Origin of the sequence: Neobacillus rhizosphaerae (genome assembly GCF_937468385.1) — a bacterium.
Taxonomy (GTDB): domain Bacteria; phylum Bacillota; class Bacilli; order Bacillales; family Cytobacillaceae; genus Neobacillus; species Neobacillus rhizosphaerae.
In genome coordinates this window covers 84,004-109,459 of sequence record NZ_CALBWS010000001.1, presented here as the reverse complement: position 1 = coordinate 109,459, position 25,456 = coordinate 84,004, and the positions used below count along the sequence as shown (strand labels likewise).

The 25,456-nt window shown below is 39.2% G+C and carries 25 protein-coding genes, 1 pseudogene and 2 riboswitches; of the genes and pseudogenes, 23 read left to right on the top strand and 3 right to left on the bottom strand.

Annotation, left to right across the window (positions count from 1 at the left end; all coding sequences use genetic code 11):
• The first annotated feature begins 130 nt into the window (after window positions 1-130).
• The 18 genes from M5A78_RS00515 to M5A78_RS00430 all read left to right on the top strand — a co-directional run bounded on the left by M5A78_RS00515 (window position 131) and on the right by M5A78_RS00430 (window position 16,178).
• Complete coding sequence (locus M5A78_RS00515; protein ID WP_248733335.1) at window positions 131-610, top strand: GyrI-like domain-containing protein; 480 nt, start codon at window positions 131-133, stop codon at window positions 608-610.
• Between the two features lie 148 nt (window positions 611-758).
• Window positions 759-906, top strand: a riboswitch (FMN riboswitch).
• 125 nt (window positions 907-1,031) lie between these two features.
• Window positions 1,032-2,114: a bifunctional diaminohydroxyphosphoribosylaminopyrimidine deaminase/5-amino-6-(5-phosphoribosylamino)uracil reductase RibD gene (gene ribD, locus M5A78_RS00510; protein ID WP_248733334.1), complete on the top strand. Its 1,083-nt coding sequence runs from the start codon at window positions 1,032-1,034 to the stop codon at window positions 2,112-2,114.
• 15 nt (window positions 2,115-2,129) lie between these two features.
• Window positions 2,130-2,789, top strand: coding sequence for a riboflavin synthase (gene ribE, locus M5A78_RS00505; protein WP_248733333.1), 660 nt, complete (start codon window positions 2,130-2,132; stop codon window positions 2,787-2,789).
• A 62-nt stretch (window positions 2,790-2,851) separates the two neighbouring features.
• Window positions 2,852-4,045 carry a bifunctional 3,4-dihydroxy-2-butanone-4-phosphate synthase/GTP cyclohydrolase II gene (locus tag M5A78_RS00500; protein ID WP_248733332.1) on the top strand — a complete coding sequence of 398 codons (1,194 nt, stop codon included), beginning with the start codon at window positions 2,852-2,854 and terminating at the stop codon, window positions 4,043-4,045.
• Between the two features lie 26 nt (window positions 4,046-4,071).
• Window positions 4,072-4,542: a 6,7-dimethyl-8-ribityllumazine synthase gene (gene ribH, locus M5A78_RS00495; RefSeq protein WP_248733331.1), complete on the top strand. Its 471-nt coding sequence runs from the start codon at window positions 4,072-4,074 to the stop codon at window positions 4,540-4,542.
• A gap of 183 nt (window positions 4,543-4,725) precedes the next feature.
• A riboswitch (cobalamin riboswitch) is annotated at window positions 4,726-4,918 on the top strand.
• Window positions 4,919-5,093: 175 nt separating this feature from the next.
• Entirely contained in the window at window positions 5,094-6,056 is a 963-nt protein-coding gene (locus M5A78_RS00490) for an ABC transporter substrate-binding protein (RefSeq protein WP_248733330.1), read from the top strand.
• On the top strand, window positions 6,022-7,083 hold the full coding sequence (locus M5A78_RS00485) for a FecCD family ABC transporter permease (RefSeq protein WP_248733329.1): 1,062 nt from the start codon (window positions 6,022-6,024) through the stop codon (window positions 7,081-7,083). Before M5A78_RS00490 ends, M5A78_RS00485 begins: the two co-directional genes overlap by 35 nt.
• Window positions 7,084-7,086: 3 nt before the next feature.
• Window positions 7,087-8,553, top strand: coding sequence for an adenosylcobinamide amidohydrolase (locus M5A78_RS00480; RefSeq protein WP_248733328.1), 1,467 nt, complete (start codon window positions 7,087-7,089; stop codon window positions 8,551-8,553).
• Window positions 8,550-9,515, top strand: a complete 966-nt coding sequence (cbiB, locus tag M5A78_RS00475; protein WP_248733327.1) for an adenosylcobinamide-phosphate synthase CbiB — start codon at window positions 8,550-8,552, stop codon at window positions 9,513-9,515. Before M5A78_RS00480 ends, cbiB begins: the two co-directional genes overlap by 4 nt.
• Window positions 9,490-10,566: a threonine-phosphate decarboxylase CobD gene (gene cobD, locus M5A78_RS00470; protein ID WP_248733326.1), complete on the top strand. Its 1,077-nt coding sequence runs from the start codon at window positions 9,490-9,492 to the stop codon at window positions 10,564-10,566. Before cbiB ends, cobD begins: the two co-directional genes overlap by 26 nt.
• Window positions 10,548-11,120: a bifunctional adenosylcobinamide kinase/adenosylcobinamide-phosphate guanylyltransferase gene (locus M5A78_RS00465; protein ID WP_248733325.1), complete on the top strand. Its 573-nt coding sequence runs from the start codon at window positions 10,548-10,550 to the stop codon at window positions 11,118-11,120. Before cobD ends, M5A78_RS00465 begins: the two co-directional genes overlap by 19 nt.
• Complete coding sequence (locus M5A78_RS00460; RefSeq protein ID WP_248733324.1) at window positions 11,117-12,622, top strand: cobyric acid synthase; 1,506 nt, start codon at window positions 11,117-11,119, stop codon at window positions 12,620-12,622. Before M5A78_RS00465 ends, M5A78_RS00460 begins: the two co-directional genes overlap by 4 nt.
• Complete coding sequence (gene cobS / locus M5A78_RS00455) at window positions 12,619-13,410, top strand: adenosylcobinamide-GDP ribazoletransferase (RefSeq protein ID WP_248733323.1); 792 nt, start codon at window positions 12,619-12,621, stop codon at window positions 13,408-13,410. Before M5A78_RS00460 ends, cobS begins: the two co-directional genes overlap by 4 nt.
• Window positions 13,380-13,979 carry a histidine phosphatase family protein gene (locus tag M5A78_RS00450; RefSeq protein WP_248733322.1) on the top strand — a complete coding sequence of 200 codons (600 nt, stop codon included), beginning with the start codon at window positions 13,380-13,382 and terminating at the stop codon, window positions 13,977-13,979. The genes cobS and M5A78_RS00450 overlap by 31 nt, the downstream gene beginning before the upstream one ends.
• Complete coding sequence (locus tag M5A78_RS00445) at window positions 13,931-14,365, top strand: bifunctional adenosylcobinamide kinase/adenosylcobinamide-phosphate guanylyltransferase (RefSeq protein ID WP_248733321.1); 435 nt, start codon at window positions 13,931-13,933, stop codon at window positions 14,363-14,365. The genes M5A78_RS00450 and M5A78_RS00445 overlap by 49 nt, the downstream gene beginning before the upstream one ends.
• A gap of 13 nt (window positions 14,366-14,378) precedes the next feature.
• Entirely contained in the window at window positions 14,379-14,963 is a 585-nt protein-coding gene (locus tag M5A78_RS00440) for a cob(I)yrinic acid a,c-diamide adenosyltransferase (protein ID WP_248733320.1), read from the top strand.
• 1 nt (window position 14,964) lies between these two features.
• A complete protein-coding gene (locus M5A78_RS00435; RefSeq protein ID WP_248733319.1) occupies window positions 14,965-15,459 on the top strand; it encodes an ECF transporter S component in 495 nt (164 codons plus the stop codon).
• A complete protein-coding gene (locus tag M5A78_RS00430) occupies window positions 15,456-16,178 on the top strand; it encodes an ATP-binding protein (protein WP_248733318.1) in 723 nt (240 codons plus the stop codon). Before M5A78_RS00435 ends, M5A78_RS00430 begins: the two co-directional genes overlap by 4 nt.
• Before the next feature lie 241 nt (window positions 16,179-16,419).
• Here the strand turns inward: M5A78_RS00430 and M5A78_RS00425 are convergent, their stop codons facing one another.
• Window positions 16,420-18,522 (bottom strand): transglycosylase domain-containing protein, encoded by a 2,103-nt coding sequence (locus tag M5A78_RS00425; protein WP_248733317.1) that lies wholly within the window; start codon window positions 18,520-18,522, stop codon window positions 16,420-16,422.
• Window positions 18,523-18,758: 236 nt separating this feature from the next.
• Between M5A78_RS00425 and M5A78_RS00420 the strand changes: the two genes are divergently transcribed.
• The 5 genes from M5A78_RS00420 (at window position 18,759) to M5A78_RS00400 (ending at window position 23,257) form a co-directional block, all read left to right on the top strand.
• Window positions 18,759-19,457, top strand: a complete 699-nt coding sequence (locus M5A78_RS00420; protein WP_248733316.1) for an ABC transporter ATP-binding protein — start codon at window positions 18,759-18,761, stop codon at window positions 19,455-19,457.
• Window positions 19,448-20,797 carry an ABC transporter permease gene (locus tag M5A78_RS00415; RefSeq protein WP_248733315.1) on the top strand — a complete coding sequence of 450 codons (1,350 nt, stop codon included), beginning with the start codon at window positions 19,448-19,450 and terminating at the stop codon, window positions 20,795-20,797. Before M5A78_RS00420 ends, M5A78_RS00415 begins: the two co-directional genes overlap by 10 nt.
• 98 nt (window positions 20,798-20,895) lie before the next feature.
• Window positions 20,896-21,162: a phage holin gene (locus M5A78_RS00410; protein ID WP_248733314.1), complete on the top strand. Its 267-nt coding sequence runs from the start codon at window positions 20,896-20,898 to the stop codon at window positions 21,160-21,162.
• 320 nt (window positions 21,163-21,482) lie between these two features.
• Entirely contained in the window at window positions 21,483-22,703 is a 1,221-nt protein-coding gene (locus tag M5A78_RS00405) for an MDR family MFS transporter (RefSeq protein ID WP_248733313.1), read from the top strand.
• A gap of 101 nt (window positions 22,704-22,804) precedes the next feature.
• Window positions 22,805-23,257: a hypothetical protein gene (locus M5A78_RS00400; protein WP_248733312.1), complete on the top strand. Its 453-nt coding sequence runs from the start codon at window positions 22,805-22,807 to the stop codon at window positions 23,255-23,257.
• A gap of 67 nt (window positions 23,258-23,324) precedes the next feature.
• On the opposite strand, the gene M5A78_RS00395 is transcribed toward M5A78_RS00400, so the two are convergent.
• Complete coding sequence (locus M5A78_RS00395) at window positions 23,325-24,269, bottom strand: aldo/keto reductase family protein (protein ID WP_248733311.1); 945 nt, start codon at window positions 24,267-24,269, stop codon at window positions 23,325-23,327.
• 629 nt (window positions 24,270-24,898) lie between these two features.
• Window positions 24,899-25,213: pseudogene (locus M5A78_RS00390) on the bottom strand (transposase); the annotation flags it as partial.
• Window positions 25,214-25,456 lie beyond the last annotated feature (243 nt).

The window sequence follows — 25,456 nt, the reverse complement described above, 5'->3', positions numbered from 1 at the left end:
GATGTTTTTTGTCGATATTTTATTATTTAGCAATTATAAAACTGATGATTTAGTCGAATTTTCTTTGCAGGATTTTAAGGGATATTATGAGAATTATAGAAATAAGATAGAGATTAAAGGGGGGATTTGCTTGGATATCCAAGTGATTGAAAAAGAAGATATAAATGTAGTAGGAATTTGTTGGAATGGCACATATTCACAGATGGGAACAATTCCGAGTCTCTTTAGAAACATGGAACAACGTCTTGATGAAGTATCATATCAGACGGATGAACCTGTTTTGATTGCCCCATTTCACAGCCGGGAAACGGAGCTTACCTATTATGTAACCAAACCAGTTGAAAAAATCAGTCAAATACCTGCAGGTATGGTCGGTTTTACGATTCCCAGTAAAAACTATGTTTTCACTACTTATAAGGGCAGTCTGGATGGAGTCGAAAATACATACCTACAAATGTTCTCTTGGATGCAAGAGTATGGCTATGAACAGGATCATCATGCATTAAGTTTAGAAATCTATAAAGAAAAATATAAACTCCAAAATGCGAATGGAGACCTGCATTTTGAAATATATTTACCAGTAAAGGCCTATAAAAAAAATAATCAATGAAAGAAATAAATTTAATTAATAGTAATGTGATTTTTGGGAGGAGTATCACCTCCCAATATTTTTTTGCTTCTTTTAGCAGAACTTTGTTTTGTGCATTTCCCTTTACTGTTTGAATTAAGTATAATAACATATAAATGTATATTCGAATAATTTCCTTCGGGGTCAGGTGAAATTCCTAACCGGCGGTGATGAAGCAATGCTTCTTAGTCCGTGACCCGGTTAACATATTTTGTTAAACGGTGGATCTGGTGAAACTCCAGGGCCGACAGTTAAAGTCTGGATGGGAGAAGGAAAAGGCAGGATTAAGGGTAGGGTGAATTGTACCTATTTTTAAGCCTTAATTTTCTATTGTCTTTTACAGGACCTTGAAGACCTTTTGTCTTCAGGGTCTTTTTATATCCTTTTTAAGGGAGTAAAAACTATGAATGATACCGACTACATGAAATTAGCTTTAAATCTTGCCAAAGGCACGTTAGGGCAAACATCACCCAATCCCGTTGTTGGTGCCGTACTGGTGAAGGAAAATCAAATTATTGGCATGGGGGCACATTTAAAGGCGGGTGAACCCCATGCAGAGGTACATGCCATACGAATGGCTGGAGATAAAGCGAAAGAATCAACATTGTATGTAACGCTCGAGCCATGCAGCCATCATGGGAGAACACCGCCCTGCTCAGATTTGGTAATAAGGACAGGTGTGCGTAAAGTATTTGTTGCAACTACAGATCCAAATCCCCAAGTTGCAGGTACAGGTATTGAACGAATGAAAAAGGCTGGAATCGAAGTGGAAGTTGGAATGCTACAACAGCAGGCACTAGAGCTGAATAAAGCCTTTTTCTATAACATCCAAACAGACCTTCCCTATGTCACCTTGAAATCCGCTGCCAGTTTGGATGGAAAAACGGCAACAGCAACGGGTGAAAGCATGTGGATTACAGGTGAGGAAGCGAGAAACGATGTTCATCAATTGCGCCACCAGCATGACGGGATTTTAGTTGGTGTAAATACGGTAATTCAGGATAATCCCAGCTTGACGACAAGGCTTGAGACAGGTGGTAAAAACCCTATTCGTATCGTATTAGATACTCACCTGAGGACACCGCAAAACGCGAAAGTAATTACAGATTTTCTGGCACCTACATGGATTATCACAGGGGCTGAAGTCGACCAAAAACGAGTAGAACAGTTTACCGAAATAGGGATTGAAGTGATTAAATCGGAAAAACAGCAGATAATCATTAAAGATCTGTTAGTGACTTTAGGAAAAAGGGGAATCACTTCGCTTTTTGTCGAAGGCGGATCAGAAGTGCAGGGCAGTTTTTTAAAGGAGCGTGCCTTCCAACAAATCATTACCTATATTGCACCGAAGTTAATAGGTGGAAAACTAGCCCCAACCCTATTCGGTGGTCAAGGAATTGAAAAAATGGCCGAGGCTGTTTTGCTGAACATTAAACAGGTGGATATGATTGGCAGCGATATAAGAATTATCGCTGAACCTAAGTAAGGAGAAGGAATTATTATGTTTACCGGAATCATTGAGGAAATAGGGGTAGTCTCGAATATCCAGCGGACTGGTGAGTCGTTTGTTCTTACATTAGAAGCGAAAAAAATCCTTAAAGATGTGCATCTTGGAGACAGCATTGCCGTCAACGGGGTATGCCTAACAGTTACAACTTTTTCGGGCAACCATTTCACGGTTGATGTGATGCCGGAAACAGTCAACGCGACCAGTTTAAAGATGGTTAAGCGGGGTTCCAAAGTTAATTTGGAAAGGGCAATGGCAGCTGGTGGAAGGTTTGGCGGTCATTTCGTCTCAGGACACATCGATGGAACAGGAATAATAAAAAGCAAGCAGGCCTTCGAAAATGCAGTTTATTATACAATTGAAGCCGATGAAGAATTGTTAAGGTATGTAATTTTAAGAGGTTCTATTGCAGTAGATGGGACAAGCCTTACTGTTTTTGGCGTAACGGAAAATAGTTTTACGATATCACTAATTCCACATACATTGTCGGAAACGGTCTTGGGACTAAAGGGTTCAGGGGATATCGTCAATTTAGAATGTGACATGATTGGAAAATACGTTGGACATTTTTTTAACAAGATGACATTGGATAATCAGCAAAAAAGTAGGATAGGGATAACCGCAAAATTTTTAGAAGAAAACGGATTTTTGTAATCGATACTACCGAAAACCTTGGTTCATCCATGGTTTTGTAATATAAAGAGGAGTGATATGGCGTGTTTAATACAATTGATGAGGCCATAACTGATTTAAAAGAAGGAAAGGTTGTCATTGTTTGTGATGACGAGGATAGAGAAAATGAAGGGGACTTTATCGCCCTAGCTGAAAAAACTTCACCAGATGTGATTAATTTTATGGTCACCTATGGACGAGGACTCGTATGTGTTCCGATCGAGGAAGAATTAGCACAAAAACTTGACTTACTCCCGATGGTTTCAAACAACACGGATTCACATGGAACTGCTTTTACTGTAAGCATAGACCACAAATTTTCAACAACAGGGATTTCTGCCTTTGAACGTTCCGCCACAGTTTTAAGCATGCTCGATCCAGCGTCTAAAGCTGCTGATTTTAAAAGACCTGGTCATATTTTTCCGCTTATTGCTAAAAAAGGTGGGGTGCTGCGAAGAACAGGACATACGGAAGCAGCAGTAGACCTAGCTAAATTATGTGGCGCCAAGCCTGCCGGGGTCATTTGTGAAATCATGAATGAGGACGGTACGATGGCGCGTGTTCCTCAGCTTCGAAAAATTGCTAATAATCTAAACGTGAAAATGATAACGATAAAAGACTTGATTGAATACAGAAACAAAAAGGATAACTTAATTAAACGAGAAGTAGAAATTAATTTACCAACAGAATTTGGCACCTTTAAAGCGGTCGGTTATTCGAATCTTGTTGACGGAAAAGAGCATGTCGCCTTAGTGAAGGGTGAAATTGATCCTGAAACTCCTGTCCTTGTTAGAGTTCACTCAGAATGTTTGACAGGTGATGTTTTCGGTTCGTACCGCTGTGATTGCGGACCACAGCTCCATGCTGCCTTAAGCCAAATTAATCATGCGGGGAGTGGTGTCCTGTTGTATATGCGTCAGGAGGGCCGTGGTATCGGTTTGCTAAATAAACTAAGAGCCTATAAGCTTCAAGAAGAAGGCTATGATACCGTAGAAGCCAATGAAAAGCTTGGTTTTGGTGCCGATTTAAGGGAATACGGCATAGGAGCCCAAATTTTGAAGGATTTAGGCATAAAAAAAATGCTGTTATTAACGAATAACCCACGAAAAATAAAAGGCCTAAAAGGCTATGATCTTGAGGTAGTGGAACGGGTGCCGCTACAAATGGAAATGAGAACGGAAAATGCCAATTATTTAAGAACAAAGCACGACAAGCTTGGTCATTTGTTTCATTATTAAACAATAAGTATATGGAGGTTTTCACAATGGGAAATATATTCGAAGGAAATTTGGTAGGCTCTGGATTAAAGGTAGGTATCGTGGTTGGTCGGTTTAATGAATTCATTACAAGTAAATTATTAGGCGGTGCACAGGATGCCCTTAAAAGACATGGAGTCAGTGGATCCGACATTGATATCGCCTGGGTTCCAGGTGCATTTGAAATTCCATTGATTGCTCAAAAGTTGGCCAATAGTAAAAAATATGATGCTGTTATCACACTCGGTACAGTCATTCGCGGTTCCACTCCTCATTTTGATTATGTATGTAATGAAGCGGCAAAGGGAGTCTCCACGACTGCATTAACTAGTGGCATTCCTGTTATTTTTGGAGTGTTAACAACTGATTCGATTGAACAGGCCATCGAGCGTGCCGGAACTAAGGCAGGTAATAAGGGCTGGGATGCAGCAGTTGCGGCAATCGAAATGGCTAACCTTTGCAGAAATATTGAACAATAAAACACATTACCTAGAATTCATTGTTGGTCAGAACTGAAGGAATTTCTTGGTTTCCTTACCAGGGAAAGGGTTAATCTGGATATAATAAATAATATAAAAAGTTCCTACTTAAATAGAGTTTTAAAATTAAAGCAAAAAACATATACAAACCATTCCACTTTTTTTATAATAGAATTAACAATATAATATTGATGAAAATTAGGTGCTAAAATCTTATTGGAAGACTTTTAGCTTAATTGGGAAGTTTGGTTAAAAGCCAACGCGGTCCCGCCACTGTAAATGGGAGCAACCTATAAAATGTCACTGTCAATGAGATGGGAAGACATAGGAAGCGATGATCATGAGCCAGGAAACCTGCCTAATTCTTGTGCGCCAATAAACCTACGAGGATAGGGGGGTGTTGAAGGCTAGACTCCTTTTACTTTATGTTAGTAATTGAATCTAATCGAACCAACATCTTCATTTCATATGGAGATGTTTTTTTATTGGCACAAGTCGGATTTATTTTTGTTACGGTCATTATATTTAAGCAGAAAGCAGGGAGAAGAAAAATGAAGAAATTGTATTCTTTATTGTTAATAGTTTTATTAACGGTAGGAGCTTTAGCAGGTTGTGCTGAAAAGAAAGATCAAGTTAATGAGGGTAATAAAGCAAGTGTTGAGAAAAAAACGGAAGTCACTTTTCCAGTTACCGTAAAAGATGCATTAGGTAATCAGGTTGTTTTAGAAAAGAAGCCTGAAAAGATTGTCTCATTGTTGCCAAGTAATACGGAAATTGCCTATTCCTTAGGTCTCGGGAAAGAAGTTGTCGGTGTTTCTGATTATGATAATTATCCTGAAGATGTCACGAAAAAAGAGAAAATTGGCGGACAAGATATTAATTTGGAAAAAATTATCTCTTTGAAGCCCAATTTAGTATTAGCTCATGCCTCTTCTGCCCATAATTCAAAAGAAGGGCTACAGCAGTTAAAAGATGCCGGAATTCCAGTACTTGTTGTTAATGATGCGCAAAATTTTGAACAAGTGTATGATTCCATTAATATGGTTGGCAAAGCTACCGGAGAAACAAAAAAAGCAGACGAAATCATCAAAGGAATGAAGGACAAACTAGCTGAAATTATCGCAAAGACGAAGGGTATAAAAGAAAAGAAAAAGGTATTAGTTGAAGTATCGCCCGCTCCAGACATATATACCCCTGGAAAAAAGACTTTTATGGATGAAATGTTAAGCTCGATTCAAGCGGAAAATATCGCAAATGATCAAGAAGGCTGGATCAAAATTGATCAAGAAGCAATGATCAAACGAAATCCGGATGTTATCATTACTACATATGGGTACTATGTAAAAAATCCGGCTGAACAAGTATTAAATAGAAAAGGCTGGGAAACTGTTAATGCTGTAAAAAACAAGCAAGTAATCGATGTCGATTCTGATCGTGTAACTCGCTCAGGTCCTAGGGTCGTTGAAGGAGTAGAAGATCTTGCAAAGGCTATCTATCCTGAAATTTTTAAATAATAAGTATGTTGCTTATGGACTAGCTGGAATTTTTCTATTCATCTCTATTTTATTAGGGATTTCAATAGGATCTGTTCCCGTTCCGATGCTAACAATTATTCAAATTATTAGTGCTAAGTTATTTGGGGGTATTTCACTAGGGTCTATTGACCCGATGTATTCAAGTATTGTGTTGAATATTCGCCTACCTAGAGTAATATTAGCAGGCCTAGTGGGGGCAGCTCTTGCAATTGCAGGAGCGGCCTTTCAAGGTCTATTAAGAAACCCGTTAGCAGATCCATATACATTAGGTGTATCTTCTGGGGCGTCAGTGGGGGCGGTCCTAACACTGTTTTTTCATCTATCCATCCCATTTATAGGTTCCTTCACCTTACCATTACTTAGTATCCTATTTTCCTTTTTGACCATCTTTTTAGTACTTGCTTTTGCCCGGAAAATCGAGCGCTCAATGAGAGTGGAGACGATTATATTAACGGGTATTATCTTTAGCTCCTTTTTAGGAGCCCTTATTTCTCTCATGATTGCACTAACTGGAGATGAGCTAAGGCAAATTATTGGCTGGCTCTTAGGAAGTGTATCGATGAGAGGTTGGGAATACATAAAAATCATTTTGCCATTTTTTATCATTGGTTCAGCGATACTTATCTTTAATGCAAAAGAATTAAATGCCATGTCATTTGGGGAAGAAAGAGCACAGCATTTAGGGGTGAATGTTCAAAAAAGAAAGCTAGTCATCTTAACGGCTGGTTCCATTTTAACAGGAGCTGCGGTTGCCGTTTCCGGAACGATCGGTTTTGTAGGGCTTGTTATTCCCCACCTTTCAAGAATAATATGGGGACCCGATCATCGGCATCTTCTTCCACTATCTATTTTAACGGGAAGCGGATTCTTAATTCTAGCTGATCTCCTGTCTCGGACGATTATTTCTCCAACAGAATTGCCAATTGGGGTGATTACGGCTTTAATTGGTGCACCAGTATTTGCATTAATCCTACTACAAAGAAAAAGGATGGAAAGAAGTGGATAGAAAGTGCTTAGCGTTCAACAGGTTTCAGGTGGTTACTCAGGTGAAGCTATATTAAAGGACATTTCTTTTCAAGTGGAACAAGGTGAATTATTCGGGGTTTTAGGACCAAATGGAAGTGGGAAAACAACCTTACTAAAAATGATTAGTGGTATCCTGCCATTTCAACAAGGTGAGATTTTAATTCGTGGAAAAAGACTTCAGGAATATGGGATCAAACAGCTAGCCCAAATGGTTGCCGTTCATTCCCAGCATTCTTCACAGTCTTTTTCCTATACGGTTAAAGAAACCGTATCACTTGGAAGATATGCTCATCAAAAAGGCTGGTTTCAGACTTGGTCGAAAGAGGATGAGGACATTGTTCAAAGAGTCATGGACCAGACCGGAATATCTTCATTTCAAAATAAAAATATTCAAGAGTTATCTGGTGGCGAAAAACAAAGGGTATTTCTTGCTCAAGCGCTGGCCCAGAAGCCTGAAATTCTTCTTTTGGATGAACCGACAAATCACTTAGATCTATCGTATCAAAAAGAACTTCTAGATCTTTTAAAATTATGGACGACAGAAAATGGATTAACGGTGATCTCGATTTTCCATGATTTAAATCTTGCTGGCCTCTATTGTGATCGATTGCTCCTGCTGGAAAAAGGAACCATCAACATCAATCATATTCCAAATGAGGTTCTTAGAGAGGATCGAATAAGAGACGTATATCATACAAAAATTCAAAAACACCCCCATCCAAAGGTAGCTGCACCGCAAATGGTGTTACTACCGGAAGTGAATAGGGGAACAAAAGTTATTGAAATTAATGAGACCATGTTACATGTTTCGAATGAGTTCATCGACTTAAGATCCCCGTCCCCATTAAGAACAATGTCTTCAGGTGTGGTTGGCTCGGGAACAGGCTGGCATCAATCTTTTGTCAATCGTCATGTTAGCAAGGACTATAATTGTGATGATCATCGGGTGGAAATGGCTTCCTTTTTAAAATCAAAGGGGTTTGAACCATCAGAGACGGTTGGAATGATGACAGCGGTATGGCTTGAAGATGTGGCGTACCAACTGCTCGAACAAAACAATTTCTCGATATTTGTTGTTGTCACAGCGGGGGTTGGAAATGCGGTTGATGCTTCGAAAAGTGAGCAGCATTCACTTCAATTGACTCCTGGTACGATTAATACCTGGATTTTCGTTAACGGTGAGCTAACGGAGGAAGCATTTATTCAAAGTATTATGACAGCGACTGAAGCAAAGGTAAAGGCCATGCATGATCTCATGGTGTTAGATGAAGTCACAGGAACCATTGCTACTGGTACCTCAACAGATAGTATTTTGATTGCAGCTTCTCAAACGGGAAAACTGTTAGACTTTGCCGGCACGATTACTCCTTTAGGAAAGCTTATTAGTAAAGCTGTCTATCAGTGCACGACTAAGGCGATTCAAAAATCTCAACAAAGGAAAAAAACATGATTGTCTATCACCTTATCTCGATAACATTTGCTTATATAATTGATTTGCTTATAGGAGATCCCCCTAAATGGCCTCATCCTGTAAGATGGATTGGATCGATAATAACATTTTTTGAGAAGCGATGGAATCAAAGGAAATTTAAAAGATGGAAAGGGGTTGCGATGCTCCTTTTTATTTTACTGTTTATTTTTTCCATCGTGTTCCTTGTAGTATTAATAGGATATAAGATTCATCCTTTTATTGGAATATTGGTAGAAAGTATCATTATTTCTACATCAATCGCCCAAAGAAGCTTGAAGGAAGCTTCTCTCGAGGTCTATCAACCGTTAAAATCAGGAAACCTAGTCGAAGCAAGAAAGAAATTATCCTATATTGTTGGCCGTGATACTGATAACCTTGACGAAAGTGAAATAGCAAGGGGAACGATTGAGACTGTTGCAGAAAATACGAGTGACGGAGTGACGGCCCCTTTATTTTGGGCACTAATCGGAGGAGCTCCTCTCGCTATGGTCTATCGGGCAACCAATACTTGTGATTCAATGGTTGGGTATGTAAACGAAAGATATAAAGACTTTGGCTGGGCATCAGCTAAATGGGATGATGTGATGAATTGGATCCCAAGCCGCCTAACAGGAATCATAATGCTGTTAGGAAAACGTCCAGAACATGGGAGTTATCGAAAAGCTTGGGAGATCATGTTCCGAGATGCGAAAAAGCATCCCAGCCCAAACAGCGGCTGGGGGGAAGCTGCTGTTGCTGCTATTTTAGGGATTCAGCTTGGCGGCAGGAACTATTACAAAGGGGTGGTTTCGAACCGAGCAAAAATGGGTGAACCCATTTATCCGATTCAGGCTGAACACATCATAAAGGCGAATTTCATTTTAGCAAAAACAGTATTTTTATTTATACTATTATTATGGATCGGAGGAATGCTCTTTGATTTGGCCTTCACATGGCTCTAATCCTCAGTACTTATATGAGGCAATGGGGCTTTCGCTCCCTAAGCATTATAATGATTTTAGCGCAAATATCAATCCTCTTGGTCCACCTCCTATTTTGAAAGAAAAATGGATGGAATTTTATCAAGAAATTTTCGTTTATCCAGATCCCTATGCTATCCAGCTGAAAAAAAGGATCGAGAACCTAGAACAGGTTCCTGTAGAATCTATTTTGATTGGAAATGGGGGAGCAGAGCTTATTACCTTGGTTGCACGAATGCTTGCAGGAAAAAGGGTATTATTGGTACAGCCAACCTTTTCGGAATATGAAAAAGCCTGTCAGGCAAACAAATGTGAAGTTCTGTATCATCAACTATGTGAGCCTCATTTCGAATTAAATCTTGATGAATTGCGAGCTAAACTAGCGCATGTCGATGCGATGTTCCTTTGTAATCCGAATAATCCAACAGGTATTCAATATCCTAGGTCAACGATTTTATCGATAATCGAGGAATGTAAAATGCACAATTGTCTCGTTATTTTAGATGAAGCATTTTTTGATTTTTTAATAGAATATGACTCATTCATTCCATACATAAGCAAGTTTTCAAATTTAATTATTATTCGATCGTTGACAAAAATGTTTGCGATTCCGGGCATTCGCTTAGGATATTTGGTCGCTCAACCTGATACAATTTTAATGCTTAGCCAACTCCAATCGCATTGGAGTATTAATACCATTGCATTAAGAGCAGGCGAGTTATGCTTAGAAAATGAATCTTTTATTAAGCTGACACAGGAATATATTAATAATGAGCGGAAAAGGATCTTTGAATTTTTTAAAAAAAATGAATTTGGCGTTTCTTCCTCCAACGTTAATTTCTATTTATTACGTGATCCATTTTTAAATGATCAGTTTAAATTGTTTGAATTTCTACTTCATAAAGCTATCGTTCCTCGACATACATTTAATTTTCCAGGTTTGGAGGGAAGATGGCTTCGTTTTGCTATTAAAGGCTGTGAAGAAAATAATCATCTAATGGAGGTGTTAGCGGAATGGCGTCATCATCATTAATCTTCATTACTGGAGGTGTAAGAAGCGGAAAAAGCAGCATGGCAGAAAGGCTAGCTTTAGAGATAGCAAGCCAATCAGGGGGACCACTATATTACATTGCAACGGGAGTTCCTTCTGATTCAGAAATGCAGGAACGAATTGAAAAGCACCAGAGCGATAGAGAAGCTGGGACATACCAATGGAAAACGATCGAACAGTCTGTTCAAATAGGTAGGCTTGCCGAAACTTTTTCTAGTGGTGATATCATTTTATTAGATTGTGTGACAACACTATTAAATAATGAACTGTTTTCTACTGAGCAAACGTGGAATGATTCTTTTTTAGAAACGGTTAAAGAAAAAATTATTACAGGGATCATTTCGATAAAAAATCGAGCAGGAACAATGATTGTTGTTAGTAATGAAGTTTTAAACGAGTCATTACCTGGAAATGATCTCGTATTTTTATATAGTCGATTGCTGGGACAGATCCATCAGGTTTTAGTTGAAGAAGCGGATCAAGCTTTTTTAGTGGAAGCAGGGATTCCAATTGCTATGAAGGGTGTGAGGCAATGAAAGGAGTCATGATTCAGGGCACTGCTTCGGATGTCGGAAAAAGTCTAATTGTTACGGCCATGTGCCGAATTCTTGCCAATGAAGGTGTAAAAGTAACCCCCTTCAAATCACAAAATATGTCTAATAATTCCTACGTGACAGTTGACGGAAAAGAGATCGGCAGAGCACAAGGAATCCAAGCTGAAGCTGCTAGAAATGAGCCAACAGTATGGATGAATCCCATTTTATTAAAGCCGCGTTCTAATCAGAACGCTGAGGTAGTTTATTTAGGAAAAGCGATCGAGACTTATTCGGGGCGTGAATATCGAGAACAATTTTATGAAAAGGGGATAGAAGTGATTAAGAAATCTCTTGATCATCTTGAGGAACATTTCGAGGTAGTGGTGATTGAGGGAGCAGGCAGCCCCGTTGAAATCAATTTAAAGGATCGGGAAATTGTCAACATGATGGTAGCTGAACTGGCGGATGTTCCTGTTGTGCTTGTAGCTGATATTGATCGTGGTGGAGTATTTGCAAGTATTGTTGGCACCCTTGATCTGTTGGAGCCTAAAGAAAGGAAAAGAGTCGTAGGATTGATTATCAATAAATTCCGCGGAGATATCACTTTATTTGAAGATGGAATCGATTGGCTGGAAAAGAGAACAGGAATCCCCGTATTAGGTGTATTGCCATTTATGGAGAATCATATGATCGATGGAGAGGATTCATTATCCCTCCGCTCCCAATTTTCAACCAAGAAAAAGGGGACTCTTGACATTGCAGTCATCCATCTACCTTATATTTCTAATTACAGTGACTTGGAACCATTCTTATATGAAGAAGATGTTTCGCTACGCTGGGTCAATCATGCTAGTGACTTTGGACAGCCAGATGCCATTATCATTCCTGGCACAAAAAGTACAATTAGCGATTTGAAAAACTTAAGAGATAAACAGTTAGATATCCTCATCCTACAACATGTCAAGACAGGCGGACATGTTGTTGGCATTTGTGGTGGATATCAAATACTTGGTGAGGAATTGATTGATGTAGATGGTTCTGATACTGGAGAATCGGCCTCAACGGTGTCGGGATTAGGATGTATTCCTGCGATAACCACTTTCTATGAAGAAAAAGAAACAAATCGAGTTATTGGCAAGTATCACAAAGACACTAGATTGCCAACCAACCAGCAGGTAGAAGGGTATGAGATTCATTTAGGAAAAACCGTTTTTTCTAACATGGGATGTTCGTTTTTAATATTAGACAATGGGGAAGAAGAAGGCTATTTCGTAAAGGACGGCCAAATCATTGGGACATATCTACATCATTTATTTCATAATGATGAGTGGAGAGGTCACTGGTTAAACATGATTCGGAAAAGAAAAGGAATTCCTGTTCAAGAACCCACTTATATTAACGACTTTAAAGATAAAAGATTTGATTTTCTAGCTTCCCAAATGAAAAGCCATCTAAAATGGGATTTGTTAAAAGACATAATCAATCAATGGAGTACAAGATGAGAAGATTCATAAAAGGATTCTTGATAAACCTTCAATTTTTCACAGCAATACCTATTTCCCTTGAATTACCGATGGATAAGCAACATCTAAGAAAGGCAGTGCAAGCTTTTCCTCTATTAGGATTATTACAAGGGGTCATCTATTTATCTCTATTTTATGTGTTTCAAGAACTAACACCTTTTTCTCATCTAGCATCTGCCTTCTTGCTTTGGCTGGCAACGATATTCCTTACAGGAGGAATCCATCTAGATGGTTGGATGGATGCGAGTGATGCTTATTTTGCCTATCAAGATCAAGAGAAAAGACTTGAAATAATGAAGGATCCTCGAACTGGTGCATTTGGCGTTTTATCCATCATTGTTTTATTAAGCTGTAGGTTTCTTTTTATCTATGAGAGTACGCTGAATGTCGAATACGTAACATATATCTTTATTGCGGGGATTCCTTTTTTGAGTAAGAGTGTAATGGGTGTACTGTTGTTAACGGTTAAGTCGGCCAAAAATGAGGGCTTGGGTTCGTTATTTCAAAGTGCGGCAAAACCGCAAGTACTTTGGATCTATCCCGTGTACCTTTTAGGTTTTCTATTTCTAGTTATCTTATTGAATAAAGAATTTTTACTTGTAGGATTATTGATTTTAGTTGCTACCTGTTGTTTATACTTTTGCCGTCGGAAAGCAGTGAAATGGTTTGGCGGGATTACGGGAGATGTATTAGGAGCTTCTGTAGAAGGGACTGAGTTAATATTGTGGATGACCGTGTGGTTATTGCATTATTTCGTCATGGGGTAACAGAAGAAAATAAACGAAAAGCTTATTTAGGCTGGAATGATTCTCCCCTTTGTGCTGAATCAAAAGAAATGTCGACAACAAAAAGATATGAGCGCTATTTTTCTAGTGATTTGCAAAGATGTATTCGTACATCGGATATATTATTTCCTAAAGCTAAGCTGGTTCTATTAGAAGAATTAAGAGAAATGAATTTTGGCAAATGGGAAGGGAAAACTTACGACGACCTAAGAGAAAATCGTCGCTATCGTCAGTGGCTGTCAGATCCTGTTGATAATAGTCCCCCAGCTGGAGAATCTTTTCATCAGTTCAGCAAGCGAGTTCAAGTTGGTTGGGATAGGATTACCTATGATGTTTTTTCTCAAAACTTGCAGAGTTGTGCGGTTATTTCCCATGGTGGAGTAATCAGATATCTTTTATCTAAATTTGCACCTGAACAGAAAGAGTTTTGGAGCTGGCAGATACGGCATAATCATGGGTTCGAACTTATTTTTGATCGATCCGTGTTAAGGAGGGGTGAACGATGCACTTTATTATTGGAGGTGCCTTTAACGGTAAAAGAGCATGGGTAAAAAAGACTTATCAAGTTAGTAAGCAAGATAATTGGCTATCAGCATATAATCACGATCCACTTCCGACAAATTTAATGGATATTGAAGAACCAGTAATCATCTTAGAGGGTGTAGAATTATGGTTGAAAGATTTAACGAAGAACTATGATGTCAACCATTCTCGTGAAATCTGGAACAGGTGTAAAGAAAATTGGCTTATTTGGGAGAAAGCTGGGGTTAATCGCAAATTGGTTGTTATAGGGACCGATATTACAAAAGGAATTGTTCCATTGGAAGTAGAAAATAGAGTATGGCGGGATGTAACAGGCTGGGCATATCAAGATATGGCAGCAAAATCAGATAAAGTCGATGTCATTTGGTATGGATTAAACCAAAATATTAAATAAGGGGATAATAGCAATGAGAATTTACACTAGAACTGGTGACAAAGGAAAAACAAGTATTATTGGTGGAAGGGTAGACAAAGATGACACGAGAGTAGAAGCGTATGGAACAGTCGATGAAGTGAATTGCTTTGTTGGTCAAGCGATAACGGAGCTTGAGCTGGAAATATTTAAGGATATATTAGATGATCTTGAAAAAATCCAACATGAATTATTCGATTGTGGAGGCGATCTTGCCAATGTGTCTGAAAAACGGGAATTAAAGCTTCATCAAGAATCGATTGATTACCTGGAACAAAAAATAGATGAATATATTGAAGAGGCACCAGAGCTAGAACGATTTATTTTACCTGGAGGAACAAAGCCATCAGCAACTATTCATATTGCTAGAACAGTTACGAGAAGAGCGGAAAGATTAGTGGTGAAGCTTTTGAAGACTGACCCGAAAACTCCTGAATTAGCATTAATGTACCTAAACCGTCTATCTGATTATTTCTTTGCGTTAGCTAGGATTATAAACTATCGACTAAATGTCAGTGACGTAGAATATGTGCGCAGTGCGAAAGTATTTAGGGATGGGAAGCGTAAGGATGAAAAGTAGGATGAGGGGAAAAATGGTAAGTTGGCTGGCGATGTTAACCGCATTGTCTGCTGTTGGAGCGATGATTAAGATACCAGCTATTGTTGACAGTGTAGCATTGGATGTATTACCAGCTTTATTGGCAGCGGCCTTATTTGGTGGAGTTGCTGGAGCGATTGTGGGCGCATTTGGACATCTAATTTCGGCGATGCTAGGCGGTTTCCCATTAGGACCCATGCACTTTCTTATTGCTGTAGAAATGGCTGCCCTCGTTTGGATTTTTGGAATTCTGTATAAAAATAACAAGAAAGTTATAGCTAGTTCGCTTTTTATTCTAGGGAATTCTTTTGTGGCCCCAATACCATTTATTTTTTTAATGAATAAAGGTTTTTATTTGGCCATTGTCCCTTCACTGTTAATCGGTTCGATCGTAAATACAGGTATCGCTATGGTATCTATACCACGACTAACTTCACTGGTCTCACATGGTTTATTTAAAAGAGAGACAAAACAATGAGGGATATTATAACCATCCCCTTTAAAGGTGAGGACTCGCTTATTATCGCTTGTGATAATAGCGGAGCCATTGGGATGAAAGGTCAGGATTCAGTTCATGTACCATACGAAACGGTTGCTTATTATTCCTTTAGAGTGGCGGTCATGGAATGTATCGCGGCTGGTGGACAGCCCCTTTCTGTCGTGCTCCATAATTTTTGCGGAAATGAACCATGGGATGAGCTTGTTAGGGGAGTACAAAAAGGGTTGTTCGAACTAGATTTAAAAAATGTGGTTATCACGGGCAGTACGGAAAGTAATTTTTCCCTATTACAATCTGCGGTGGGCTTGGTTGTTATCGGGAAAAAGTCTTTTGTACAAGCTACAGAGATGATTTACTCTGAACAAATGAAAATAGCAGTAGTAGGGATGCCTCTTGTTGGAAACGAAGTGATTGATCAAAATGAACATGTTGTCCCTCTTTCTATTTTTCAGGAGATAAGTTTAGGTGATAATGTAATGATTTGGCCTGTTGGCTCTAAAGGAATCTTATTTGAGCTAAATCAGATATTTTCTAATAAAGAGTTTTCAAAGGAAATGGTCATGTCAAATGTAGATGTTTTAAAATCATCGGGTCCAGCTACATGCTTTATTGTCATTTATTACCCTGATCAAGAAGATAAATTAATGAAGATGGCAGGGGATTTTTTTCATTCCGTGCAAATAAAAAGAGGTAAATAAGTAAAAAGTCTAGATTGGAAGCTTACAAAAAACTATCATGAGCCTCAACTCCCAACCCTACGATGGAAATAAATTTAGAGAATAAGCCGTAGTCACCTAATAAAGGCGGTGAGAGCAGAGCTAGACTTCACATCTTTCGTCTAGTGAAATGGGTATTTCACTTTAACTAGCTAAAGTGATACATTTTTGCGGCGCTCCGCCCCTTTTCCATACAAAAAGAATAGCTCGCAACTAGTGCGTGCTATTCTTTAAGACTTTTAACTTTTTCAACCAATGAATCGACCGTTTTGCCGACCGTATATAACGCCTTATCCAAGCCCTTTTTCCACCCTGGGGCTTTTTCTTTTATCGTCGAACCAAGCTTTTGGGCATTTTTATTTAATTCTTTACTTATTTCCTTTGCCTGCTCCTGAATGCTTTTCTCCGGCTTTACATCGCCAGATAACTGAGCATTAATCGATGCAGTTTCAAAGTTTTCTTTTGGAAGGTACTGTATTGACTCCTTCATCATTTCTTTGAAAATCGGTACCACATTGGCCGAGCTTGAGCTGGGCAGGTAGTGCTCTTGGTCCGTTTGATCATAACCAATCCAAACGGCTCCCACAAGGTTGGGCGTGTATCCGACCATCCATTGATCCTTAGTCCCATTTACCTTGTTAAATGGCAGCTGGGTCGACCCTGTTTTTCCGGCAATTTGTATCCCTGGAATATGGGCGCGTTTACCTGTGCCTGTTTCAACGACGTTAAGCAGCATTGAGGTCATTTCGCCCGTTACTTTTTTCGAAGTTACCTTTGTCGTTTTTGCTTTTCGTTCGGAAATAATGTTCCCAGTCGGTCCGACAATTTTTGTAATCAGATGGCTATCCTGTCGTGTCCCGCCATTTGGGAAAACGGAAAAAGCATTGGCCATTTGCAGTGGCGAAACTCCCTTACTCATCCCGCCAAGAGCAATGGCTAAGTTTTTGTCTGTTTTTTCAACTGGAATGCCAAAACGATTTAATGAATCCAGACCCTTGTTTAAGCCAACCTCATTTAGCAGCCAGACAGCAGGAATATTTAATGAGTCCTCCAGCGCCTTATACATCGGTACCTTACCCTGGTACGTTTTTGAAAAATTTTCTGGTTTGTAATTTCCGAACGTTGTTGGTTCATCGACAAGCTCTGATGAATATTTGTAACCATTTTCAAGAGCCGGTGTATATACAACCAGTGGTTTTATCGTTGACCCTGGTTGGGCCTGTAATTGCGTGGCCCGGTTAAAGCCACGGAAAACATGCTCACCGCGGCCGCCTACAAGGGCACGGACACCGCCGGAAGCAGGATCCATTAACACAGAGCCGCTTTGGACTAATGTATTTCCTTTTCCTTGTGGGAACAAGTAGCTATTCCGATAAACCTTTTCTAGGCCATCTTGAAGGTTGGAATCCAATTCTGTATAAATCCGGTATCCTCTTGTTAAAATCTCATCCTGAGTTAATCCATATTTATTTATTGCCTCATTTAACACGGCATCAACATAATAGGGATATTTCCGTTCAACGTAACTGCCGCCGCCATCATCAAGGCGAATTGTTTCTTTCTTCGCCGTGTTGTACTCTGTGGCAGAAATAAACCCGAGTTCCTTCATCTTTCCTAAGACGACATTGCGGCGTTTCACTGCCAAGTCATAATTATTATAAGGATCAAGATAATTCGGCGCGTGTAGAAGTCCTGCCAGCATCGCTGCTTCACTCACAGTAACATCCTTAATATCTTTGTTAAAGTATTTTTTGGAGGCATTGCCGATTCCCCAGGACCCGCTTCCGAAATAAACTTGATTAAGATACATTTGCAGAATCTCATCTTTTGAATAAACCTTCTCGATTTTAACCGCTAAAAATAATTCTTCGGCTTTTCGCTTATAAGTACGTTCCGGGGAGAGAAGAGCATTTTTCGTAAGTTGCTGTGTTAACGTACTGCCGCCTCCCGTAATCCTTCCCGAAAATATATTACCGAAAAAGGCCCGAGCAATCCCTTTTACATCAAAGCCGCCATGCTCATAAAAGCGTTCATCTTCAATTGCCACCACAGCATTTGGTACATACTTCGGCAATTCAGCGATTTTCACGCCCTTCGTCCGATTGGTCGCAACATTGCTGGCAACTTTCCCATTCTTGTCATAAATAACGGTTGGCTGGCTTAAACCCTCCTGCAACGATTGAACATTTGCTCGTGATGCGAGCCAGGCAAAATAAAGGATCACCGCCAGCACAACTACTAGGATGATTAATAGAAATATTTGTGTGAGGTGTTTCTTTTTCCAAAAACGGACGATTATTTCCCAAAACTGATGTAGCTTGTCCATTATATCTCCTTACTTTCAATAAAGGATTATTCAATTCATTTATTATAAGTTTTCTTATCGAAAAAGACCAACAAAAGGTTTTTTTTCTATTATTATCCCCTGCCCTATTATTTTTACTACTGATACCGTTTAACAATTTGTTGAAGAAAATGGCGAATAAATTTTTAGAAAAATGTAGGGGTTACTGAAACAAGCTTCGTCTATTAGGGTGAAGTAAGTGGAAGTAGGAGGAAATTATGATTACGATAAAAAAATTAAGTCATGATTTTGTGATTGGAAAAAAAGGCAGACAGACGATTATTCCAGTACTTAGGGATATCAATTTAACGGTTGGACAAGGGGAAATTGTAACGATTGTTGGAAGAAGCGGATCGGGTAAATCGACACTATTAAATTTAGTCAGTGGCTTTATTCATCCTAAAGAGGGGGAAATCTGGGTAAAAGAAGAAAAGGTTTCTGACCTGAATGAAACGAAATTTGCTGATTTCCGCATTAAAAACCTTGGATTCATTTTTCAAAGCTTTCAATTGATTCCAAGTATGACTGCCTTTCAAAATGTGGAGCTCCCGTTAATATTAAAAGGTATAAATGACCGAGAACGGAAAAAGAAAACTGAGGAAATGCTGAAGAAGGTGGGCTTACTGGAATACCAAGACCATTATCCAGGGGAACTCTCTGGCGGTCAGCAGCAGCGTGTCAGTATCGCTCGTGCCTTGATTGTCAATCCGCCGATTATCCTTGCGGATGAACCTACAGGCAGTCTTGATAGTGAAACAGAAGCAGAGCTGCTGAAATTCATCAAGGAATTAAATCGGGATTTGGGAATCACATTTTTGATTATTACTCATGATGATAAAGTGGCAGAGATTGGTCATCGCACAATTGAATTAAGGGACGGCCTTATTGTTGAGGAGGTGGCGAGTTTATGCAATTAAAAGATCAATTCCGCTTTGTGCGCCAAAATATGAAGAAAAATAAAACACGCGTCTTTATGACAATCCTGGCAACTGCTATGGGCTGTGCTTTCTTAATCGTTCTTGCCTCAGTTGGCTTTGGCTTACAGAAATCGGTTGTCAAGGAAATAACCGAACAACGGGTTATCACGCAAATTGATGTTCACGGGAAAGAACTTAATGACCAAGATGGTTTTCGACCTTTAAACGAAACGGATATTCAACTGTTTGAGAAAGTTAAGGATGTTAAAGCAGTAACTAGACGGAAAATGTTGCAGCAGGAAAGCACCTATATAATTGGGAATTACCAAGAATCAGCGCAAACTTATGTCACGAACTTCGCATCAGAAGTCAAAGCAGGGTTTGAATTGTCAGAGGGCAGACTTCCGAAAGGGAAGGATGAAATAGTGGTTGGTTACAATTTTTCGCTAAATCTCGCTTCTAAGGATGCTCCAGGCGATATATATGATAAAAAGGGGCAAATAAAGGCAGAGTACCGCTACTCTGGCAAACTAATTGGTCAGAAACTTGAATTAACGGTTAGACAAAACAAAGATGGGAAACAAGTGGAAAAAACGATTCCATTAACGGTTGTCGGGATTACTAAAAAGCCAACAAGGGAGTGGGCAGAGGATAGAACTGTCTTTATTGCTGATGAGATGTTAACGGAAATTGAGAATTTTACCGGGACGCCAAAAGGGTTGCTGCTAGATGAAAATAGTGAAGTTCCCGCGGAATTTAAAGCACAGGATAATTCCTATGATGAAGTAAAGATTTATGCGAAAAATATGGAAGCGGTCCAAAGTATTTCTGACAAATTAACGGAAAAGAAATACGGCACCTATTCTGTTGTGAATGAATTGAAGGAAGTCAATATGGTGTTTATGATTGCGAAGGCGGGACTCATTTTTATTGGGACAATCGCGATCCTTATTGCCTCGATTGGAATTTATAATACAATGACGATGGCGGTAACAGAACGTGCCCCAGATATTGGCATCATGAAAGCGATCGGTGCGAATCCGAAAACCATAAAGAGAATATTTTTGCTTGAAAGCAGTTATATAGGATTGATTGGTGCTCTAATTGGAACAGTAGTTTCATATGGGATTAGTTATACGGTTAATTTTGCAATTCCATTGATCATTAAACAGGCATTTGGCAAGGAAACACAAATTGACTTAATATTTAGTGACATTCCACTCATTTTACCGCTTATTTGTATTGTGATTTGTTTTGGAGTGACAATCATATCAGGATTCCGCCCAGCACAACGAGCAACGAAAGTGGATGTGCTTAAAGCGATGCGAAGAGAAGTATAATAATTAAATAGAAACCAGTGATAGTCGTGGACAACCATTTCTCGTTCAAACATATATTAATAGAGAGATCATTTAACATATGAGAAGGGGATGAGGAAATGATTAACTGGAAGATTCGTTTCAAAAACCGAAATTGGGTTATCGCGTTTATTTCACAACTCTTACTTGTTGCCCAAATGGGGTTGGCAGGTTTACATTCATTGGGTTTAGTTAATTTCCAGATTACGGATGCAATCCAAAATTCTATACTAACATTCGTTAATGCTGTATTGATTTTGTTGTCCATGCTCGGAATTGTACAGGACCCAACCACAAAAGGCTATGGAGACAGTGAGCGGGCGTTAAAATACAAGGATCCAAATTAATCTTTTTTAAGTCAGTTCCTTTTGGAGCTGGCTTTTTCTGTGGAAAAGGGGCGGAGCGCCGCAAAAATGAATCACTTTAACCAGTTAAAGTGAAATACCCATTTCACTAGACGAAAGATGTGAAGTCTAGCTCTGCTCTCACCGCCTTTATTAGGTGACTACGGCTTGTTCTCTAAATTTATTTCCATGGTAGGGTTGGGAATTGAGGCTCATGATAGTTTTTTATGAAGTTGTTAAATGAAAAGTTGAAAAATTCTTTACTTTTTCCGAACAAAATAGTTTACTAGAAAAGCAACCTTTAAATTTGTGAGGTATTACATATGAAAAAAATGAAAAACTATATCGGGCAATTCCATCCGATTGTATGGGTTTTATTAATTGGAACTGTTTTGACAAGAGGCTCCGCGTTTATGACGCTGCCATTCCTATCAATCTATTTATCAAGGAATATGGATCTTTCACCAATCATTATCGGCTTAACCGTCGGGATGAGTCCGTTAATGGGGACGGTGGGGGGATTTATAGGAGGCCATTTATCCGATCGGTTTGGTAGAAAACCGATTATGCTCACAGCGTTGTTTACATTAGCATTTGTTTATTATGGGTTTACAATTGCAAATGGGCAGGGCTGGTTTATCCTGTTAAATGCTATAAACGGTTTATGCTCATCATTTTTTGAACCGACTTCACAGGCTTTGATGGCTGATTTAACCGATAAGAAAAAGCGGATGAAGGTTTATTCTTTGCGCTATACGGCGATAAATATTGGTGCTTCCGTTGGACCTCTGCTAGGGGCCTATTTGGCTAATTCATCAGCAAAGCTATCCTTCGCCATCACCGGTTCAACCTATTTGCTTTATGGAATTGTCTTGTATATTTTAATGAAAAAACTAGTGATTTCTAAAGATGAAACAAATAAGAAAGTCGTTTCCTTAATTGATGCTTTTTCGATTATAAAATTGGATAAAGCACTGCGGTATCTTATCATTGGGAGTATATTAATTAATATCGGCTATGTGCAAATGGACTCCAATTTGCCCCAAGTATTAGAAGGAACACTCGAGAATGGTGTAGCTGTTTTTTCGGTGCTGCTGACAATCAATGCCGTAATGGTTGTATTCTTGCAGCTGCCGATTAGTCATCTCGCCGGAAGATTCAGCTTGTTGCAGGCAATGGCAGCGGGTTCGGTCTTTACTGCCGCCGGCCTAATCGGATTTAGCTTTATCAACGGCTGGGTGATTGCGATTCTAGCAATGATACTATTAACGATTGGCGAAATATTAATCTTCCCTTCCAACAGCATGATGATGGACGAGCTTGCCCCGGAACATATGCGTGGAACTTATTTTGGAGCAGGACAGTTCCGGAAAATAGGGAACTTTCTTGGTCCAATCATGGGGGGATATCTCCTCAGTCATTTCCAAGGGCAAATTATGTTTTGGGTAATCGCTATTTTGTCGCTGGGAAGTATTATTTTCTTCATAGCAGGAAACAGAATGTACTTAAGTAATAGAGTCAATCGGACGGAAAAAACGGTATAAACAATTAATTAAATAAATACCCCATATATAATACCCCTATAAAATTAGCTACGGTTACGTATAAATGTAACTGAGAATAATAGATAGGAGCCTTCAAGAACATGCAAACAATAAAAAAACTTGAGTCTGAAGAGATGAATAATGATAATCAAATTATCATGTTTGTCCAAAAGGTTAAAAACAATATGGGTGAGCAATGGAATCGAGTAGTTAATTCCAATAAAGAATCGTGGCATCGAAATTTTCAATTGTTCCAAAAAGTAGATGGAATTTCTTTGTGGAAAATTAATTATCAATTAAATAGGCTGGCTGTCAAAGGAATCTCCAAGGAAGTGTTAAAAAAGGGGAAGATTATCCTTTCTTTGCCTTCAAAACAAATGAGCGGAGCGACCTCTGATTTTCAAAAAGCCTATATTGAAAGAACTATTGATGAATTAGAAGGCTTTGAGAATCTTCGACTCAGTCATTTTTACAATTATAAACCTGTCTATGTTGAAAAAAAGGGATTTGCTGAAGTTTCACGATGGATTGAAATTGAGATAACGGAACTATAAAAAATTACTTACAACTTGGATAGGAAAAAGCCTCTGGACTTGAAATCCAGAGGCTTTTTTCTATCCTTTATTTTAAAATCTCTTCGATTCTCGTTAATGTTTCTTCGGTTAATTTCACGCCGGAAGCTTTTACGTTTTGTTCCACCTGCTCTGGACGACTTGCACCTACAAGTGCACTTGCGACATTTTTCTGTCTTAAAATCCAGGCAAGGGCAAGGTTAGCAAGGGAAAGGTCGTTGTCTGCGGCAACTCCCTTCAACAGTTCCACTTTATCTAGATTTTCATCTGTTAATAAACCGAAAAGGCTGTTGTATTTTTCCTGTGATGCTCGACTACCTTCAGGTGCTTTAGCACCTTTTTGGTACTTTCCTGTTAAGACACCCTGCGCAAGTGGCGACCAGACAACCTGCCCAATTCCATGCTTTTCGCTGACTGGAAGGACTTCTTTTTCAATATAACGCTCAAGCATGCTGTATTGCGGCTGATTGACAACGATTCGGTCGAGTAGCTTTTTATCAGCAAGAAGGACCGCTTCGGAAATTTGTTCAGCCGTCCATTCACTAACACCAACATAAAGAATTTTACCTTGACGGACAAGATCATCAAGAGCTCGCAATGTTTCCTCGAGTGGTGTTTCAGGGTCGAAACGATGGCAATAATAAATGTCCACATAATCCGTGTTAAGACGTTTTAAGCTTGCATGGCATTGTTCGATGACATGTTTCCTTGATAGACCACGATCATTCGGCCCATCACCCATCGGCCAGAAAACCTTGGTTGCAAGTACGTAGGAATCGCGTGTATATTTCTTTAATGCGTTACCAACAACAATTTCTGCTTCGCCGCGCATGTAAACATTAGCCGTATCGAAAAAATTAACACCTAGGTCATATGCCTTGTCAATGGACGCTGTGGCATTTTGTTCCTCTACATAACCACCGTATGTAAGCCAGCTGCCCAAACTTATTTCACTTACCTTTAAACCTGTTTTTCCTAAGCGGCGATATTCCATGGTTATTCCCCCTAATAAAATTTCGTTACTCAAAATAAAAGTACTACATTGAGTACCAAAATGTCTACTATTTAGTGACTTTTCTGATAAAATGAAGATGAGATATAATTGTAAAAGAATGGTAAGCGCGCCATGGTTGGTACTTCTTAAATAGTTATTCGAATAGGATAAATTATCTGTTTGAAAAGGGGTTCTTGATATGTGGTTTTGGATTACTATTTGCGCAATAATTTTCGTAGTATTCCTTATAGTGGAGGAATTAATTTATTATTTATGGAACCAATATGTGTACGGACCTAATGTTGAGAGGCAATTAAAACGAAAGGAAAGAGTTAAGTGGCTATTAGCCTTATTAAAAAAGAGACCTCATGCAAAATTCAATGATAAGAATCAAAAAGAAAGCTCGCTTTAAGCGGGCTCAGATTGTCGAGAAAGGGTATATTTCTCGGCGATTTTTTAATAATGGATTGGCCCTTTCTAAAGGGCCTGTTGATTTCCGCTCCAGGCACTCGCTTTCCGCGGGGAGGTCCGGGAGCCTCCTCGGCTCCTTTGGAGCCTGCGGGGTCTCCCGTGACCTCTCTATCCCGCAGGAGTCGAGTGCCCTCCGCTCCAATCAACAGGGTGGCAAATCAACCTAAAGAATGGCAACACACTTTTTCTAACATGGCTAAGTGTGTCGCAATCTTTTTTATATTTTGGCAAGCTGCAGTAAGGAGAGCCTGTTCACTTGCATTCTTTAATCCCCGTAACCGCCAGTAGCGAAGCCCATGCAGCTCTTTTGAGTTTACGAAGCTTCACTTAATTTTTTCCTTTCAAAATTTATAAAGCAATTTTCCCGATTTAGATAAGCGATTTAACCTTACCTTTTCCTTGTGCTCCTCCCATACATGTCGTGTTACAACTTTTACCATATTTTTCGAACGTGTACATTGGGATAGTAGTGGGCCGTTATCATTACTATAATAAGGGCGAACTTATTCAAGAAGAAACGAAAAATCAATATATTTATCAATCAAACGAAGGAGGTGATCATCAGGAACGAATTCATCAATAGACACAAATTCATATTCACTTTGGGAAAATTCTCTTGGTTTAAACAAAGATTTCACTACTTATTTTTTTACTTTTTTTGGTGGTGTGAGGACATTATTGAATTTGCACCTGTTGATTGGAGCGGAAGGCGCGAA

What these genes read in the sequence shown, in the direction of transcription:
- ribD (WP_248733334.1), top strand. Translation starts at nt 1,032, where the DNA reads ATGAATGATACCGACTACATGAAATTAGCTTTAAATCTTGCCAAAGGC.
- ribE (WP_248733333.1), top strand. Translation starts at nt 2,130, where the DNA reads ATGTTTACCGGAATCATTGAGGAAATAGGGGTAGTCTCGAATATCCAG.
- ribH (WP_248733331.1), top strand. Translation starts at nt 4,072, where the DNA reads ATGGGAAATATATTCGAAGGAAATTTGGTAGGCTCTGGATTAAAGGTA.
- M5A78_RS00490 (WP_248733330.1), top strand. Translation starts at nt 5,094, where the DNA reads ATGAAGAAATTGTATTCTTTATTGTTAATAGTTTTATTAACGGTAGGA.
- cbiB (WP_248733327.1), top strand. Translation starts at nt 8,550, where the DNA reads ATGATTGTCTATCACCTTATCTCGATAACATTTGCTTATATAATTGAT.
- M5A78_RS00465 (WP_248733325.1), top strand. Translation starts at nt 10,548, where the DNA reads ATGGCGTCATCATCATTAATCTTCATTACTGGAGGTGTAAGAAGCGGA.
- M5A78_RS00460 (WP_248733324.1), top strand. Translation starts at nt 11,117, where the DNA reads ATGAAAGGAGTCATGATTCAGGGCACTGCTTCGGATGTCGGAAAAAGT.
- cobS (WP_248733323.1), top strand. Translation starts at nt 12,619, where the DNA reads ATGAGAAGATTCATAAAAGGATTCTTGATAAACCTTCAATTTTTCACA.
- M5A78_RS00445 (WP_248733321.1), top strand. Translation starts at nt 13,931, where the DNA reads ATGCACTTTATTATTGGAGGTGCCTTTAACGGTAAAAGAGCATGGGTA.
- M5A78_RS00440 (WP_248733320.1), top strand. Translation starts at nt 14,379, where the DNA reads ATGAGAATTTACACTAGAACTGGTGACAAAGGAAAAACAAGTATTATT.
- M5A78_RS00435 (WP_248733319.1), top strand. Translation starts at nt 14,965, where the DNA reads ATGAGGGGAAAAATGGTAAGTTGGCTGGCGATGTTAACCGCATTGTCT.
- M5A78_RS00430 (WP_248733318.1), top strand. Translation starts at nt 15,456, where the DNA reads ATGAGGGATATTATAACCATCCCCTTTAAAGGTGAGGACTCGCTTATT.
- M5A78_RS00425 (WP_248733317.1), bottom strand. Translation starts at nt 18,522, where the DNA reads ATGGACAAGCTACATCAGTTTTGGGAAATAATCGTCCGTTTTTGGAAA.
- M5A78_RS00420 (WP_248733316.1), top strand. Translation starts at nt 18,759, where the DNA reads ATGATTACGATAAAAAAATTAAGTCATGATTTTGTGATTGGAAAAAAA.
- M5A78_RS00415 (WP_248733315.1), top strand. Translation starts at nt 19,448, where the DNA reads ATGCAATTAAAAGATCAATTCCGCTTTGTGCGCCAAAATATGAAGAAA.
- M5A78_RS00410 (WP_248733314.1), top strand. Translation starts at nt 20,896, where the DNA reads ATGATTAACTGGAAGATTCGTTTCAAAAACCGAAATTGGGTTATCGCG.
- M5A78_RS00405 (WP_248733313.1), top strand. Translation starts at nt 21,483, where the DNA reads ATGAAAAAAATGAAAAACTATATCGGGCAATTCCATCCGATTGTATGG.
- M5A78_RS00400 (WP_248733312.1), top strand. Translation starts at nt 22,805, where the DNA reads ATGCAAACAATAAAAAAACTTGAGTCTGAAGAGATGAATAATGATAAT.
- M5A78_RS00395 (WP_248733311.1), bottom strand. Translation starts at nt 24,269, where the DNA reads ATGGAATATCGCCGCTTAGGAAAAACAGGTTTAAAGGTAAGTGAAATA.